This window comes from Rhizobiaceae bacterium (genome assembly GCA_023953845.1).
Taxonomy (GTDB): domain Bacteria; phylum Pseudomonadota; class Alphaproteobacteria; order Rhizobiales; family Rhizobiaceae; genus Arvimicrobium.
In genome coordinates, this window is record JAMLJC010000001.1 from 4,113,493 (window position 1) to 4,128,449 (window position 14,957).

Below are 14,957 nucleotides of genomic sequence, written 5' to 3' on the forward strand. Positions count from 1 at the left end.
CCAGCAGAGGAGCCTCTCGATGACCGCGCCGAAATTCCTGAGCATCGACATCTCCGCCGTGCAGCCGGAGGCGGGAGCACCCGCCAGAGACCGCCTCATTTCCGGCGACCCTAAATTCCTGACATGGAATATCGAGGAGGTCGAAGGCGGCCTCTATGCGGGTATCTGGGAAGCCACGCCCGGAAAGTGGCGCATCCAGTACGACGAGTGGGAGTTCTGCCATATCCTGGCGGGCCTGTCGGTCGTGACCGAGGACGATGGCGAGGCGCGGATCGTGAAACCCGGAGACAGCTTTGTCCTGAGGCCCGGTTTCAGCGGCACCTGGGAAGTCATCCAGACGACCCGCAAGGAATATGTGATCCGGCTTAGGGCCGGATAAGGACGTCGAGCCGCTCCAACCCATGGAAATGATAGACGTCGTTCACGCGCGGTTCTTCAGCGAGGCGGAGTTCCGGCAGCCGGTCGAACAGCACCTTTAGTCCTATCTGCAATTCGAGCCGGGCCAGCGGCGCGCCGATGCAGAAGTGAATGCCGGCGCCGAAGGAGACGTTCTTCTGATCCGTACGGTCTGGCCGGAATTCCGTCGGCGCCTCGAACGATTGCGGGTCATGGTTCGCCATGCCGAGCAGCAGGGCGACCTGCTGGCCCGGCTCCACCGTCACGCCGGGCGCGGCTTCGATCTCGTGATAGGCGTAGCGCGTGAACATGTGCAGCGGCGCGTCGATGCGCAGGCATTCCTCTGTTGCCGCTTCCGTCGCCTCGGGCGTCGCGAAGAAGCGGCGCGGATCGCCGCCCTGCCGCAATATCGTACGGACGGCGTTTCCGGCCTGATGCACCGTCGCTTCATGGCCTGCATTGAGCAGCAGTATCGTCGATGAAATCAGTTCGTCCTCGGAGAGCTTCTGGCCGCCCTCATGCGCCGAAATCAGCAGGGAAAGCAGGTCTTCGCCGGGATTTTCGCGTCGCTGCCTGATGTAGCTCCGCAGGAAAACCGTGAAATCGCGCGCCGCGCGCTCGGCGCGCTCCTCGGTCTCTCGCGTGCGGCCATGCATGTACATGGCGACCATGTCGTGCGACCAGTCGAGCAATTGCGGTCCCATCTGCACCGGAACGCCGAGCATTTCCGCGATGATGGTGATCGGCAGCGGCGCGGCATAGGCCGGCAGCAGATCGATCGTTCCCGTGGCGGGAAAGCGGTCGACCAGTTCGTTGGCGAGCGCTTCGATGCGTGGTCTCAGCCGCTCGACCTGACGCGACACGAAGGCGCGATTCACCAGCGTCCGTAGACGCGTATGAACCGGCGGCTCCAGTTCCAGCATGGAGTTGGCTTCGATCCCGTCGAAGGTCGCGAGATGGGCGCGGCTGCCGTCCGCAGCGACGGAAAGATACCCGCCGGGTCGCTCGCGCCCGAAACGGCGGTCGCGCAGCAGGCGGTTGACGTCTTCGTAGCGGCCGAAGCACCAGAGGCCGTAGTCTTCCCAGAAGAATACGCCGCCCTGTTCGTGGAGCCAGCGATAGGCTTCATACGGATTCCGGAAGAACGCCCGCTCGTGCGGGTCGAGCCGCAGCCGGCGGCCAGCAGGGTCGTAGGCGAGATAGGACGGGCGATCTGTCATCCCGTGCAGATAGCGCGGCTTGCCATGGCCGCGCCAGAGTTTGTAACTGGATGCGAAAAGAGCTCGCGCGCCATTGGAGGTCCTGCTTGAACATCATCGTCTTGGGGGCAGGGATCGCCGGACTGTCGACCGCGTGGTCGCTGGTCAAGCGCGGACACAATGTGACGCTGCTGGAGCAGGGGGCGATTCCGAATCCACTCGCCGCCTCGGGAGATCATCATCGGATCATCCGCCGCGCCTACGGAGCCGCCGCCGGTTATGGCCGTTTGATCACGGAAGCCTACGAGGCTTGGGACGAGCTGTGGTCCGACCTCGGCGAAAGCCACCTCGACCCGCGCGGGTTTCTCTGCATATCCCGCGAAGAAGGCGACGAGGCGGAAGAATATCTGCAAGGCATGCGCGACGGCGGCTACGGCTTCGACTATGTCGAGGCGGCGGAAGCGGCCCGCCGCTGGCCTTTCCTTGAAGCGGACACGTTCCGCTATGCTTTCTTCTCGACAGAGGGCGGTGCGCTGCATTGCCGTCGGATCGCGGCCGGCATCGCAAAATGGCTGCGCGAACACGGCGCCAATGTCTATGAGAACAGCAAGGTCGTCGCGATCGACCGCGACGCTGGCAAGGTCGAACTGGAAAGCGGCGAGATGCTTTCCGCCGATCGCGTCGTGATTACGGCCGGCGCGTGGGTCCTGAAGCTGTTTCCGGAGCTAGGCGCCGAGCTCACCACCTACCGCACGGCGGTCGTCTATCTGGAGCCGCCTGCCGATCTCAGGGCCGCGTGGGCCGAAGCGCCGGTCATCCTCGATGTCGGCGGCACGACGGACGGCTACATCATCCCGCCTTCCGGCGGCGGCGGGCTGAAATTCGGCTCCGGGCTGCACAAGGTGCGGACCAGCGACGCCGACTGGAACCGGGAGCCGGTGGAAGGCGAGGGCGAGGCGATCCGCAACCTCTTCGCGCCGCCCATGAAGCGGATCGGGGAGTATGAGGTCACCAGTGTCGTCACCTGCGCCTACACGTTTACGGACGACGAGCGCTTCACGGCGGGCGAGTTCGGAACATGCCTCGTCGTCTCGGCCTGCTCGGGGCACGGCTACAAGTTCGGCGCCTCGGTCGGGCGGCGGGCTGCCGAAGCGGTCGAAAGCGGCGGCATCGACGATTTCAGGCGGTGGCTGCGCGCCGAGGCCTAGCCAGGGTCTGCCGGGCCATTAACCTGAACGGCCGGAAGCGATACCTGCCCAACCGGGCGGCCTTGCGCAGGCCGTGGCAGCCATCCTATCTAGGGATTAACCAGCCAATCCCGATTCTGAGCATTTTTCACCGGAATCGCGTCCAACAAGGGACAGTGATGAAGAATCCCGTCGAGACCTACATGAACCTCGTGCCGATGGTGGTCGAGCAGACCAATCGCGGCGAGCGCGCCTATGACATCTTCTCGCGCCTGCTCAAGGAGCGCATCATCTTCATCACCGGTCCGGTCGAAGACGGCATGGCGACCCTGGTCTGCGCGCAGCTTCTGTTTCTCGAAGCCGAGAACCCGAAGAAGGAGATCAATCTTTACATCAATTCGCCGGGCGGCGTGGTGACGTCGGGCATGGCGATCTACGACACCATGCAGTTCATCAAGCCGGCGGTGGCGACGCTCTGCGTCGGGCAGGCGGCGTCCATGGGCTCGCTGCTGCTTTGCGCCGGTCACAAGGACATGCGCTTCGCCACGCCGAATGCGCGCATCATGGTGCACCAGCCCTCGGGCGGTTTTCAGGGGCAGGCCTCCGACATCGAGCGTCACGCGCAGGACATCATCAAGCTGAAGCGCCGGCTGAACGAGGTCTATGTCAAGCATACCGGACGGGACTACGAGACCATCGAGCGGACGCTCGACCGCGACCACTTCATGACGGCCGACGAGGCAAAGGATTTCGGTCTGATCGACAAGGTGATCACCACCCGTGAAGCCATGGAGACGGCGGTCGGCGTCTGATAGGATGCGAATGACCACCCGAAGCGACAGCAGTGGATATTGACGCCTTACTGCGGCAATTCCGTCACAATTTGCTGTTTCCTCGTTCTCGCCCAGGCCCTACGTTAAGCCAAAATTGAGTTTCGGCGGCTTAGCTTCGAAAGGGGATATGTCCGTATCGTGAATGCGGATTCGGGTGCAGAGCGTCTAGAGTTTGGAATTCTGCCAGCCAAAACTGTTGGCAGAGGCGTGCGGACGCCTTAACTTGCTGGTAAGGCTTGCGTTGCAGGCAACTAAGGGCGCCGCTTTCCGGGCGGCGCCAAGAAGGACTGAGAAGGCATGAGCAAGGTCAGCCACGGCGGCGGTGATTCCAAGAACACCCTCTACTGCTCGTTCTGCGGCAAGAGCCAGCACGAGGTTCGCAAACTGATCGCGGGTCCCACCGTCTTCATCTGCGACGAGTGCGTCGAGCTCTGCATGGACATCATCCGCGAGGAGAACAAGACCTCGATGGTGAAGTCCCGCGAGGGCGTGCCGACCCCGCAGGAGATACTCAAGGTTCTTGACGATTATGTGATCGGCCAGCCCTACGCCAAACGCGTGCTGTCGGTGGCGGTCCACAATCACTACAAGCGCCTCGCGCATGCGGGCAAGAACAACGACGTCGAACTGGCCAAGTCCAACATTCTGCTGATCGGCCCGACCGGCTGCGGCAAGACGCTGCTTGCCCAGACGCTGGCCCGCATCATCGACGTGCCGTTCACCATGGCCGACGCCACGACGCTGACCGAGGCCGGCTATGTCGGCGAGGATGTCGAGAACATCATCCTGAAGCTGTTGCAGGCGGCCGACTACAATGTCGAGCGGGCGCAGCGCGGAATCGTCTACATCGACGAGATCGACAAGATCTCCCGCAAGTCGGACAATCCCTCGATCACCCGCGACGTGTCGGGCGAGGGCGTGCAGCAGGCGCTGCTGAAGATCATGGAAGGCACGGTTGCCTCCGTTCCGCCGCAGGGCGGCCGCAAGCACCCGCAGCAGGAATTCCTGCAGGTCGACACGGCGAACATCCTGTTCATCTGCGGCGGCGCGTTCGCCGGCCTCGACAGGATCATCTCGGAGCGCGGCCGCAAGACGTCGATCGGCTTCGGCGCGAGCGTGGCCTCGCCGGAGGATCGCCGCACGGGCGACCTGTTCCGTATGGTGGAGCCCGAGGACCTGCTGAAATTCGGCCTCATTCCCGAGTTCGTGGGCCGTCTGCCGGTTCTGGCGACGCTCGAGGATCTCGACGAGGAAGCGCTGATCCAGATCCTGACCGAGCCGAAGAACGCTCTGGTGAAACAATACCAGCGGCTGTTCGAGATGGAGAATGTCGACCTGACCTTCCATGAGAACGCCCTGTCGGCCATCGCCAAGCGCGCAATCGAGCGCAAGACTGGCGCGCGGGGTCTCCGTTCGATCATGGAAGCGATCCTGCTCGACACCATGTTCGAGCTGCCGGCGCTGGAAGGCGTGCGCGAGGTGGTGATCTCCGACGAGGTTGTCACCGGCAGTGCCCGGCCGCTCTACATCTATTCCGAGGCCAAGGAGAAGAAGGGGCCGGTCAGCGCTTGACCGACCTGCCTTCATGACGATCCGCGACGGCGCCTGCGGGCGCCGCTTTCGTGTCCGGTCGAAGGGTGTGGGCGCTGGATTGCACCATGGCGACGAGCGCCTTGCGGTCGACCTTTCCATTGATGTTGAGCGGCATCGGCTCAACAATATGAATCTCGGCCGGCACCATGTAGTTTGGGAGTGTCAGGCGCATTCGTGCGCGTATATCGTCCGGCGAAAGCGTCGTGCTCGCACAGAAGCCGATGAGACCTTCGGCTGAGCCGAAATTGACCGGCCAGGCGATCGTCGCCACCGTTTCCGTACCGGCAGCTTTGCGCAGATGCGCGTCGATCTCCTCCAGTTCGATGCGGTTGCCTTTCACCTTGACCTGATTGTCCATGCGTCCCAGGTGATGATAGGTGCCGTTTTCATCCTGTCGTCCGAGATCGCCGGTCAGATACCAGCGCTGTCCGTCGATGAGTCGGAAGCGGTCAGCGGTCTGCCCGGGTGCATTGAAGTAGCCGATGGCAAGCTGCGGACCTGAAAGCGCGATCTCGCCCGCCTGGCCAGCTTCGACCGGCTGTTGCTTCTCATCGAGAATGGCCACGGTTGTTGTGTCGTAGGGGCGCCCTATCGCGAGCGTCCCGCGTTCCGGGGTCGCGACAGGCGGCTCGGTCAGCGTCTGGCGCATGCAGACGACCGTGGCCTCGGTAGGTCCGTATATATTCTCGACGACACCGGACGGCGTTGCCTCGGCCCAGGCCTGGGCGACGGTGACGGGCAGGGGCTCGCCGCAGAAGATGGACAGGCGAAGGCTTGGGAAAATGCCTGGTTTGAGCGCGCCGAGGCGCCGCATCGTGGCAGCGATCGTCGGCACGGAGAGCCAGACGCTGATCTCATGGCTGCGGATGAAATGCGCCGGAGCCACGAGATCGAGCTGCGACATCAGATGGAGCGAACTCCCCGCGCGCCAGGCCAGGAACATGTTGTGGACTGTGAGATCGAAAGTGACATCGCAGCATTCTCCGATCCGGTCTTTCTCCGTAAATCGCGTCCACGGCTCCGTCTGGTCGAGATAGTGCTGAAGCGCCGCGGAGGCGATGACCACGCCTTTCGGTGTCCCCGTCGTGCCTGACGTGAAGATGACATAGGCCGGGTGACCTGGCGAGACGGGCACCGGCTCGTCCAGCGCATCGCCCGGCAGAGCGTCGAGGCGCAAGGCCCGATCCACCCGTCCATTGCCTGCGGGCGCGACGATCAGTTCAGGCGCCGCCGCGAGAACGCCGGCTGTGAGCAGGCTTTCGCCTGTGCTATCGACGACCAGCGCATCGAGATCGAGCATCCGCAGCAGTTCGACGAGGCGTGCCTCCGGCCATTTCTGGTTGAGGGGAACATAGGTGCCGCCCGACCATGCCGTCGCGATGATGCCGGCATAAGCCTCCATGCTGCGCGTCGCGAGGATGCCGACGCGCCCGGACCGGCGCGCGGAAGCCAGCCGGGCAGCCAATCTCGAGGCAAGCCCCGAAAGCGCAAAATAATTGTGGGTGACGCTGCCGACTACCAGCGCCGGCAGATGAGCATGGCGGCGTGCAGTATCGAAGAATGACCGCGCGGCGTTGAACCGATTTCGCATGTGTTCCCCGAGGTCGCCGGGCGAGCGGTCTCGCACTTCGGATGACGATCCGACGAACCTCATACATTGTTAAACAAAACTCAATTCCTGTCGGCTCTCTTTGTCACTCTTAGGATGGGGAGCCGCTATGCGGGACGAGAAATTCGGGGCGGTCAGGCGCCTTCTTACCGAAAAGCTTGTCGATCGGGGCGACACGCGTCACTTGTCGGATGATGATTCGCTGTTCGCCGCCGGCCGCCTCGATTCGATGGCCGCGCTTGAAGTGATGATGCTGCTTGAATCGACCTATGGAATCGATCTTGCCGATGCCGACTTCGACGTCTCAAGGATCGATACGCTGCGCGAGCTGCGGGCGCTTGTGAACGGGGCCGCCGGCTAGGTCATGCCCCCAGGAGATGGAGCAGAAAGCCTGTCCTCTCCGCAAGCGACGTATGCGCGCCTTCATCGGAAAAGATCTGAGCGACGCAGAAGAAGCCGATCACCGTCACCCGTGGCAGAATCTCGTAGCGCAGGACGCCGTCCTCGGGCCGCGGTCGGCGTGAGGCAAGCTGCGAGGCGATCAGCGCCACTGTGAGGGCCAGCGCGTAGACCGCATAGGAATCGAACATGGCGAGCGTCTTCAGCGGTCCGATATCGGCGAAAAGATGCACCTGCGAGAGGATCGAGAAAATCATGTTGCCGACAAAGGCGGCGCAGAAGGTGGCGAAGGCGATGCGAAGCCTGGGCCATTTCTTGAAGAACCGGACGAACGCCGGATAAAAGAAGAAGTCGACAAGCAATTCCTTGAAATAGAAGAGATAGCGGTTCCAGAACTCGGCGATCGACCGCGCGGTCAATGGTCGCGCCATGCCGCGCGGAATGCCATAGCCGCACATGCGGATGACGGCGACGAGCGTGTGAACGAGCGCTCCCAGCGAAATCACGTTGAACAGAAATGCCTTGATCAACACCGTCCAGCTAAGAGCAATGCCGTAAGAACTTGCGCCGGCCGTGTCGGCGATGGCCTGCTGCAATGTCGGCAGTCCGGCCATGTCATAGGCGCCTGCTTCCAGCATGCGGCAGACACATGCGAGCATGGTCGCCCATACAATGAGCTTCAGAGCCCGCAACCGGACGGCCGCCAGTTCCGCCGGCTCATGCGCCTCGAATTTGCGTAGATAGGACAGGCCTTTGAACGGTATGGATGGGCCGCTCCAGAACGGCCTGACGAATCCGACATGGATTGCAGTGCGGACATCTCCTTGTGCGCGGATGTCGGCCATGCCGTAGGCCAGGAAGAAAAAGGAAGCCGCCATCATGACGATGAGCGACCAGATCAGGCCGTAGGAGGCCGTCGTCGGCGAAAGCGCACCGCCGACGACCAGCAGGGCGAAGAAGACCACCGTCTGGCTGATGAGAGACCGGCGAACCGGAAGAGCGCGGGGGTAGCGGCTGGCGAGACGGCCGACGACGTAGAAAATGGCAAGAAAAGCGATGGCCAACGGCGTATAGGACGCCAAGGCGGGGAGTTCGGCCATCGCGAACTCGGGCGGATAGACACGTTCGGAGAACTCGATCTGTTGCTGGGTCCGGTATGGCCGCAGACAGAAATACACAGCTCCGGAAGCCGCCATGATGATCAGCTTGCGGTGTGGCGCAGCGATGCAGGCCGCGACCGTCAAGGCGATGAGCGCAGACGCCGCGAGCGACAGCTGGCGTCCGGCCAGCAGCGCGAGCACAAATCCCGCGTAGATGAGGATCTTGCCGTAGCAGGTCTGCGCCAGCGCGAGCACGCGTGGATTGGTGTCCATGCCGAGCCAGGCTTGCCGCCATTGCGCAAGTTTGCCCAGACCTTGCAATGATCGGGCGGCTCGCGCGGATTGCGTGCTGGTCGCTGATCCCATGTCTTCCCTCGCCACACCCTCAAGATGGTGCCTGCATAGCCCGCAAATTGCTCATTTTCGCCTAATTCGGAAGCTAGGCGGGCCGAACGGGAATACTCTCCGCGGTTATGCCGCCGAGGAAGCGGAACAGAAGGCGCCTCCATTGCCGCAAGGTGCGTCCGGCACTTGATCTTTGTGCGATGCAACGCCAACTAACGTCCTGAAGGTCGTGGAGTTTGAAATCCGTGCTGCTCGTCCCGTTCGAAATGAACGGTAGGCGGAATGGCTCCCGGCCATTAATATGGGATTCGCGGTTGGCTACAGGCGGCCGTGAAGAAAGGTAAGACAATGGCCAGAACACCCCGGGCTTCCGGCAGCGGCGTTTTCGCAGTTCTCCCACTGCGCGATATCGTCGTGTTCCCTCATATGATCGTCCCGCTCTTCGTCGGGCGCGAAAAGTCGATCAAGGCGCTGGAAGAGGTCATGGGCGCCGAGAAGCAGATCCTTCTCGCCACCCAGATGAATGCGGCGGACGACGATCCTGCGTCTGACGCCATCTACGAGATCGGCACGCTCGCCAATGTGCTGCAGCTCCTGAAGCTCCCGGACGGCACCGTGAAGGTGCTGGTCGAAGGCACCGCGCGCGCCAAGATCAACCAGTTCACCGATCGCATCGATTTCCACGAGGCGAGCGCCTCGGTGCTTGCGGAGCCCGAGGAGGACGAGGTCGAGATCGAGGCGCTGGCGCGCTCCGTCGTCTCGGACTTCGAGAACTATGTGAAGCTCAACAAGAAGATTTCGCCGGAAGTCGTGGGCGCGGCTGGCCAGATCGAGGACTACTCGAAGCTGGCGGACACCGTCGCCTCGCATCTCGCGATCAAGATTCCGGAGAAGCAGGAAATCCTCGGCACGCTGTCCGTCAAGGAGCGGCTGGAGAAGGCCATGGGCTTCATGGAGGCCGAAATCTCCGTGCTTCAGGTGGAGAAGCGCATCCGCTCGCGCGTCAAGCGCCAGATGGAGAAGACCCAGCGCGAATACTACCTCAACGAGCAGATGAAGGCGATCCAGAAGGAGCTCGGCGAGGGCGAGGACGGCCGCGACGAGGTCGCCGAGCTTGAGGAGCGCGTCAAGAAGACGAAGCTCTCCAAGGAGGCCCGCGAGAAGGCGAATGCCGAGCTGAAGAAGCTCCGGACCATGTCGCCCATGTCGGCCGAGGCGACCGTCGTGCGCAACTATCTCGACTGGCTGCTGTCGCTGCCCTGGGGCAAGAACTCCAAGGTCAAGCATGACCTGAACTTCGCCCAGGAGGTGCTCGACACCGACCATTACGGGCTGGACAAGGTCAAGGAGCGCATCGTCGAGTACCTTGCCGTCCAGAGCCGCCAGCGGAAGATCAAGGGTCCGATCCTCTGCCTCGTCGGCCCTCCCGGCGTCGGCAAGACCTCGCTCGGCAAGTCGATCGCCAAGGCGACCGGACGCGAGTTCGTGCGCATGGCGCTGGGCGGCGTGCGTGACGAGGCCGAGATCCGCGGTCACCGCCGCACCTATATCGGGTCGATGCCCGGCAAGGTGCTGCAGTCGATGAAGAAGGCCAAGAAGTCCAATCCGCTCTTCCTGCTCGACGAGATCGACAAGATGGGCATGGATTTCCGCGGCGATCCGTCATCGGCGCTGCTGGAAGTGCTCGATCCGGAGCAGAACTCGACCTTCATGGATCATTACCTCGAGGTCGAATACGACCTGTCGAGCGTCATGTTCGTGACCACGGCGAATACGCTGAACATTCCCGGTCCGCTGATGGACCGCATGGAGATCATCCGTATCGCCGGCTACACGGAGGACGAGAAGGTCGAGATCGCCAAGCGGCATCTGCTGCCGAAGGTGGTTCGCGACCACGCGCTCCAGCCGAAGGAGTTCTCGGTCAGCGAGGACGCGATCCGCGGGGTCATCCAGACCTATACGCGGGAAGCGGGCGTGCGCAGCCTCGAGCGCGAGCTGATGAAGCTCGGACGCAAGGCGGTCACGGAAATCCTCAGGACCAAGAAGAAGTCGATCAAGATCACGCCGGCCAATCTGGCCGACTATCTGGGCGTGCCGCGTTTCCGCTATGGCCAGATCGACGGCGAGGATCAGGTCGGTGTCGTGACTGGTCTTGCCTGGACCGAGGTCGGCGGCGAACTGCTGACGATCGAAGGCGTCATGATGCCCGGTAAGGGAAAGATGACGGTGACGGGCAACCTGAAGGACGTGATGAAGGAGTCGATCTCGGCTGCAGCATCCTATGTCCGCAGCCGCGCCATCGACTTCGGCATCGAGCCGCCGCTGTTCGACAAGCGGGACATCCACGTGCACGTGCCGGAAGGCGCGACGCCGAAGGACGGTCCGTCTGCCGGAACGGCGATGGCGACGGCGATCGTGTCGGTCCTCACCGGCATCCCGGTCCGCAAGGACGTGGCGATGACGGGCGAGATCACGCTGCGCGGCCGTGTCCTGCCGATCGGCGGTCTGAAGGAGAAGCTGCTTGCAGCGCTTCGCGGCGGCATCAAGAAGGTGCTGATCCCGGAGGAAAACGCCAAGGATCTGGCGGATATTCCGGAGAATGTGAAGAGCGGCATGGAGATCATTCCGGTCAGCCGCGTCGGCGAGGTGCTGAAGCACGCGCTGGTGCGGATGCCGGAGCCGATCGAGTGGAGCGAACCGGCCGAGACGCCGGCGCCGAAGGTCGATCCGGCCACCGATGCGGGCAAGTCGCTCGCTCATTGAGCCGGCATAGGCCGAACCATCGCAAAAGCCGGGCCCCGCGCCCGGCTTTTCTGTGAGAAACCGCAGAATTCTGCGGTTTTTCTCGTTTCTGAGCGATATTCTCGCTTGGTTCGGACGGCGCTTCTTTCTAATGTCCGTTCCTCCCGGCAGACTCGCGGGTCGCCGGTTCTCTGATGGAAGGAAACAACTGATGAACAAGAACGAACTCGTCTCTGCCGTCGCCGAGGCTGCCAAGCTGTCCAAGGGCGATGCCCAGTCGGCGGTGGATGCGGTATTCTCCGTCATCACCTCGGAGCTGAAGAAGGGCGGCGATGTCCGTCTGGTCGGCTTCGGCAACTTCTCCGTCTCGAAGCGCGCTGCCTCGACCGGCCGCAACCCGCAGACCGGCGCGGAAGTGAAGATCCCGGCCCGCACCGTGCCGAAGTTCTCGGCGGGCAAGGGCCTCAAGGACGCCGTCAACTGAGGCGTCGCCGCATCAAGACGAGACAAGCCGGGCCCTGTCCCGGCTTTTTCGTTTCAGGCGGCCTTTTTCTTCTGCAGGTACCGGCGAGGGGAGATGCCGGTCATACGGCGGAACATGGTGGTGAAGGCCGGCACGCTGTCGTAGCCGAGGTCCAGCGCCACGCGTGTCACGGGCTGCCCTTCCGCCAGCCTGGGCAGCGCGGCGAAAATGCAGGCCTGCTGGCGCCAGGTCGAGAGGCTGAGATTGGTTTGGCGGTGAAAATTGCGGGTGAAGGTGCGGCGGCTCATGCCGAGTTGATCCGCCCAGTCCTCGATCGCGGCGCGGGACGACGGATTTCGGACGAATGCCTGGCACAGTGCCGCCAGTTTCGGGTCTGTCGGCAGCGGCAGGGCAAGCGGCACTTCGCGAAGATTGGGGATTTCATGCAGCAGCAGCGTGGAGAGCAACCCGAAGCGCTGGCTGCCGGCGTCGCGTTCGGCCTCGCGTGACACCTCGACGATCAGGCTGCGCACGAAATCGGTGACCTCGACGACCCGCAGCTTCTGCGTGGGGCCGCTGAGCGCGCCCGGTTCCGCATAGATCGAGTGCATTTCGACGTCGCCGAGTATATCGACCGCATGTTCGATTCCGGCCGGAATCCACATGGCATGATCGGGCGGCACCATCCAACGGCCGGCATTGGTCATCACCATGACCACGCCGTGCAGGGCCTGCAGCAACTGGGCCCGGCTGTGGCGATGCATGGGTACATGAAGGCCGTCCGGATAGACGGCTGGAATCGCCACCAGCGCGCCGTGCGACCTTTCCAGCCAGTCCAGCCGGCGCGCGTGGAGATAGGAAAAGCCTTCCCTGTCCTCCGGTTCGATTCGTCCCCGCATTCTGGCCCACTCGCGTAAGAAATGGACCGAAGCACGAAGGAAGGGTGACGGCAAGAGGCGTAGTAGGGCAGCCGGCTTGGTCGGACCAGCCGCCAGGAGACAGAATTGACCGATACCGCAGCTTCCAGCCGCCCGATCGCGCCGAGTGTCGCTACGAACACTGCGATGGCCGTGATCTTCGCGATCAGCCTCAGCCACATGATCAACGACATCATGCAGTCGCTGCTTGCGGCGATCTATCCGATGCTCAAGGACGGCTATCGCCTGGATTTCTGGCAGATCGGGCTGCTGACCCTGACGTTCCAGGTTACCGCGTCGCTGCTTCAGCCGCTGGTCGGCATCTATACGGACAAGCGGCCGATGCCTTACTCGCTGGCATTCGGCATGGGTTCGACATTGATCGGGACGCTGCTGATCGCCTTTTCCGCGCAATATGTGCTGCTGCTGATCGGTTCGGCCTTCATCGGCATAGGCTCGTCCATCTTCCACCCGGAAGCGTCGCGCGTTGCGCGTCTGGCCTCCGGCGGGCGCTTCGGCCTCGCCCAGTCGCTCTTTCAGGTTGGCGGCAACTTCGGGCAGTCGCTCGGGCCACTCCTCGCCGCTTTCATCGTGGTGCGCGGCGGTCAGAGCAGCGTGGCCTGGTTTTCCCTGCTGGCGCTGGTCGGTGTCGGGCTCTTGTGGTGGATCGGCGACTGGTACAACCGCAACCGGGTGGTGGTGGCGAAGAAGGCGTCAGCCGCCGTGTCCGCCGTGACCCGGCCGCGCCTCGTCGTAGCGCTTCTGGTGCTGGTGGCGCTGACCTTCAGCAAGAACGCCTATATGGCCAGCATTTCCAGTTACTACACTTTCTACGTCATCGAAAAGTTCGGCGTTTCCGTGCAGAACTCGCAGGTGCTGCTGTTCCTGTTTCTTTTCGCAGCGGCGGTAGGAACGGTGATTGGCGGACCGATCGGCGACCGCTTCGGCGCGAAGTTCGTCATGTGGTTCTCGATTCTCGGCTGCCTGCCGTTCACGCTGGCGCTGCCCTATGTCGACAGCCTGCTATGGACAGCGGTGCTGAGCATGATCATCGGCGTCATCATGGCGTCGGCGTTCCCGGCGATCGTTGTGTTCGCACAGGAACTGTTGCCGGGCCGTGTCGGCATGGTTGCCGGCATCTTCTTCGGCTTCGCCTTCGGCATAGGCGGCATCGCGGCCGCCGTGCTCGGCGTCGTCGCCGACCATCGCGGCATCGACTACGTTTACTGGATGTGCTCGTACCTGCCGGCGCTGGGTCTGCTGACGATATTCCTGCCAAGCACCCGAGCGCTCCGCTAGGAGCAGAACCCCCAAGGCGAGGGCGCTACCGGACTGCCTTCCAGAGTCCGGTTTCAGGCAGCGTGGCCGGCCGCGAGAAGGTCACGACATTGTCGGTGCTGTTTACCTCACATGCGGCCACCGGATTCGGTCCCGCCTGCGTGAAGCCGGTCGCGCGATGATGCTCCAGATGCGCGATGTTCGTATCGGACGCGTGCAGCCGGCTCTGGCGCGACAGGAGCTCCAGAAGTTCCGGTCGCATCCCGTCGCCGCGGGCGGCCGCGATCGCGTGAAAAGAGAGAAGTCCGAACATGACGATCCTTTCGGGTTACCGGCGCTAAGTCGCTCACGACGGCAAGGGTTCCTCTCGGCCGGCCTGGTCGCCGGCCCGAATATCGAAGGTGCCGAAAAGGGTGCCTGGGGATGCTGGCTCGTGCGAGCCAGCGAACTCATTGAAAGGGCTGGAGTATCGTCAGATGCCGAACTCCACGCCCCCCTTTGAGCTGGTCGTCAGTTGCCGCATGCAGGCCGTCGGCTCGATGCCTTCGCCCTGACACTCCGTCGCGCCGTTGATCAGCACACGCGTGATCTTGGTGCAGTCCGTGTTCGCCAGCTCGAAGCGGGTGACTTTCGTCTTGCCCGCCGGCAGTTCCTTGAAGTCGAGAACGGTCAGCCTGTCGACGACGCCAAGCTCGTTGAACAGGGCCACCTCGAAAGCGGCGCGGGAAAGCTCCGCGCCGAGGTTATTCTTCACGACGAAGGTGAGCCGGCAGCCCTTTTCCGATGGTTGAACAGCGTTCAGTTCGAGCTGAAGGGCCGGTTTCGCATCTTGCGCGAAGGCTGTTGATGCCGCAGCGCAAGCGAAGATGGCGGTAAGAAGCGATCTGAACCGCATG

14 protein-coding genes are annotated in these 14,957 nt (G+C 62.9%); 8 read left to right on the forward strand and 6 right to left on the reverse strand.

Annotated elements, in window-relative coordinates:
- Positions 1 to 19 precede the first annotated feature (19 nt).
- Positions 20 to 379, forward strand: a complete 360-nt coding sequence (locus tag M9955_20365; GenBank protein MCO5083998.1) for a cupin domain-containing protein — start codon at positions 20 to 22, stop codon at positions 377 to 379.
- On the opposite strand, the gene M9955_20370 is transcribed toward M9955_20365, so the two are convergent.
- Complete coding sequence (locus tag M9955_20370) at positions 366 to 1,616, reverse strand: cytochrome P450 (protein ID MCO5083999.1); 1,251 nt, start codon at positions 1,614 to 1,616, stop codon at positions 366 to 368. The genes M9955_20365 and M9955_20370 overlap by 14 nt on opposite strands.
- Before the next feature lie 86 nt (positions 1,617 to 1,702).
- Between M9955_20370 and M9955_20375 the strand changes: the two genes are divergently transcribed.
- The 3 genes from M9955_20375 to clpX all read left to right on the forward strand — a co-directional run bounded on the left by M9955_20375 (position 1,703) and on the right by clpX (position 5,187).
- Positions 1,703 to 2,803 carry an FAD-dependent oxidoreductase gene (locus tag M9955_20375; protein MCO5084000.1) on the forward strand — a complete coding sequence of 367 codons (1,101 nt, stop codon included), beginning with the start codon at positions 1,703 to 1,705 and terminating at the stop codon, positions 2,801 to 2,803.
- Positions 2,804 to 2,961: 158 nt separating this feature from the next.
- On the forward strand, positions 2,962 to 3,594 hold the full coding sequence (locus tag M9955_20380) for an ATP-dependent Clp protease proteolytic subunit (protein ID MCO5084001.1): 633 nt from the start codon (positions 2,962 to 2,964) through the stop codon (positions 3,592 to 3,594).
- Between the two features lie 318 nt (positions 3,595 to 3,912).
- Positions 3,913 to 5,187, forward strand: coding sequence for an ATP-dependent Clp protease ATP-binding subunit ClpX (clpX, locus tag M9955_20385; GenBank protein MCO5084002.1), 1,275 nt, complete (start codon positions 3,913 to 3,915; stop codon positions 5,185 to 5,187).
- Here the strand turns inward: clpX and M9955_20390 are convergent.
- A complete protein-coding gene (locus M9955_20390; protein MCO5084003.1) occupies positions 5,177 to 6,799 on the reverse strand; it encodes an AMP-binding protein in 1,623 nt (540 codons plus the stop codon). The two genes, clpX and M9955_20390, sit on opposite strands and share 11 nt — an antisense overlap.
- A gap of 127 nt (positions 6,800 to 6,926) precedes the next feature.
- Here M9955_20390 and M9955_20395 point away from each other — a divergent pair, with 127 nt between their 5' ends.
- Complete coding sequence (locus M9955_20395; GenBank protein ID MCO5084004.1) at positions 6,927 to 7,178, forward strand: acyl carrier protein; 252 nt, start codon at positions 6,927 to 6,929, stop codon at positions 7,176 to 7,178.
- A gap of 1 nt (position 7,179) precedes the next feature.
- Here M9955_20395 and M9955_20400 read toward each other — a convergent pair whose 3' ends face one another.
- The gene (locus M9955_20400) at positions 7,180 to 8,589 is read right to left on the reverse strand and encodes a hypothetical protein (protein MCO5084005.1); all 1,410 of its coding nucleotides are present in this window, start codon (positions 8,587 to 8,589) and stop codon (positions 7,180 to 7,182) included.
- A gap of 420 nt (positions 8,590 to 9,009) precedes the next feature.
- Here M9955_20400 and lon point away from each other — a divergent pair, with 420 nt between their 5' ends.
- On the forward strand, positions 9,010 to 11,424 hold the full coding sequence (gene lon, locus M9955_20405; protein ID MCO5084006.1) for an endopeptidase La: 2,415 nt from the start codon (positions 9,010 to 9,012) through the stop codon (positions 11,422 to 11,424).
- A gap of 190 nt (positions 11,425 to 11,614) precedes the next feature.
- Positions 11,615 to 11,887 (forward strand): HU family DNA-binding protein, encoded by a 273-nt coding sequence (locus M9955_20410; GenBank protein MCO5084007.1) that lies wholly within the window; start codon positions 11,615 to 11,617, stop codon positions 11,885 to 11,887.
- Positions 11,888 to 11,940: 53 nt separating this feature from the next.
- Here the strand turns inward: M9955_20410 and M9955_20415 are convergent, their stop codons facing one another.
- On the reverse strand, positions 11,941 to 12,765 hold the full coding sequence (locus M9955_20415) for a helix-turn-helix transcriptional regulator (protein ID MCO5084008.1): 825 nt from the start codon (positions 12,763 to 12,765) through the stop codon (positions 11,941 to 11,943).
- 105 nt (positions 12,766 to 12,870) lie between these two features.
- On the opposite strand from M9955_20415, the gene M9955_20420 reads away from it, so the two are divergent.
- Positions 12,871 to 14,082: an MFS transporter gene (locus M9955_20420; protein MCO5084009.1), complete on the forward strand. Its 1,212-nt coding sequence runs from the start codon at positions 12,871 to 12,873 to the stop codon at positions 14,080 to 14,082.
- A gap of 25 nt (positions 14,083 to 14,107) precedes the next feature.
- On the opposite strand, the gene M9955_20425 is transcribed toward M9955_20420, so the two are convergent.
- Both M9955_20425 and M9955_20430 read right to left on the reverse strand, forming a co-directional pair.
- A complete protein-coding gene (locus tag M9955_20425) occupies positions 14,108 to 14,374 on the reverse strand; it encodes a hypothetical protein (GenBank protein MCO5084010.1) in 267 nt (88 codons plus the stop codon).
- Positions 14,375 to 14,533: 159 nt separating this feature from the next.
- Positions 14,534 to 14,956, reverse strand: coding sequence for a hypothetical protein (locus tag M9955_20430; GenBank protein ID MCO5084011.1), 423 nt, complete (start codon positions 14,954 to 14,956; stop codon positions 14,534 to 14,536).
- Position 14,957 lies beyond the last annotated feature (1 nt).

What these genes read in the sequence shown, in the direction of transcription:
- M9955_20365 (MCO5083998.1), top strand. Translation starts at nt 20, where the DNA reads ATGACCGCGCCGAAATTCCTGAGCATCGACATCTCCGCCGTGCAGCCG.
- M9955_20370 (MCO5083999.1), bottom strand. Translation starts at nt 1,616, where the DNA reads ATGACAGATCGCCCGTCCTATCTCGCCTACGACCCTGCTGGCCGCCGG.
- M9955_20380 (MCO5084001.1), top strand. Translation starts at nt 2,962, where the DNA reads ATGAAGAATCCCGTCGAGACCTACATGAACCTCGTGCCGATGGTGGTC.
- clpX (MCO5084002.1), top strand. Translation starts at nt 3,913, where the DNA reads ATGAGCAAGGTCAGCCACGGCGGCGGTGATTCCAAGAACACCCTCTAC.
- M9955_20390 (MCO5084003.1), bottom strand. Translation starts at nt 6,799, where the DNA reads ATGCGAAATCGGTTCAACGCCGCGCGGTCATTCTTCGATACTGCACGC.
- M9955_20395 (MCO5084004.1), top strand. Translation starts at nt 6,927, where the DNA reads ATGCGGGACGAGAAATTCGGGGCGGTCAGGCGCCTTCTTACCGAAAAG.
- M9955_20400 (MCO5084005.1), bottom strand. Translation starts at nt 8,589, where the DNA reads ATGGACACCAATCCACGCGTGCTCGCGCTGGCGCAGACCTGCTACGGC.
- lon (MCO5084006.1), top strand. Translation starts at nt 9,010, where the DNA reads ATGGCCAGAACACCCCGGGCTTCCGGCAGCGGCGTTTTCGCAGTTCTC.
- M9955_20410 (MCO5084007.1), top strand. Translation starts at nt 11,615, where the DNA reads ATGAACAAGAACGAACTCGTCTCTGCCGTCGCCGAGGCTGCCAAGCTG.
- M9955_20415 (MCO5084008.1), bottom strand. Translation starts at nt 12,765, where the DNA reads ATGCGGGGACGAATCGAACCGGAGGACAGGGAAGGCTTTTCCTATCTC.
- M9955_20425 (MCO5084010.1), bottom strand. Translation starts at nt 14,374, where the DNA reads ATGTTCGGACTTCTCTCTTTTCACGCGATCGCGGCCGCCCGCGGCGAC.
- M9955_20430 (MCO5084011.1), bottom strand. Translation starts at nt 14,956, where the DNA reads ATGCGGTTCAGATCGCTTCTTACCGCCATCTTCGCTTGCGCTGCGGCA.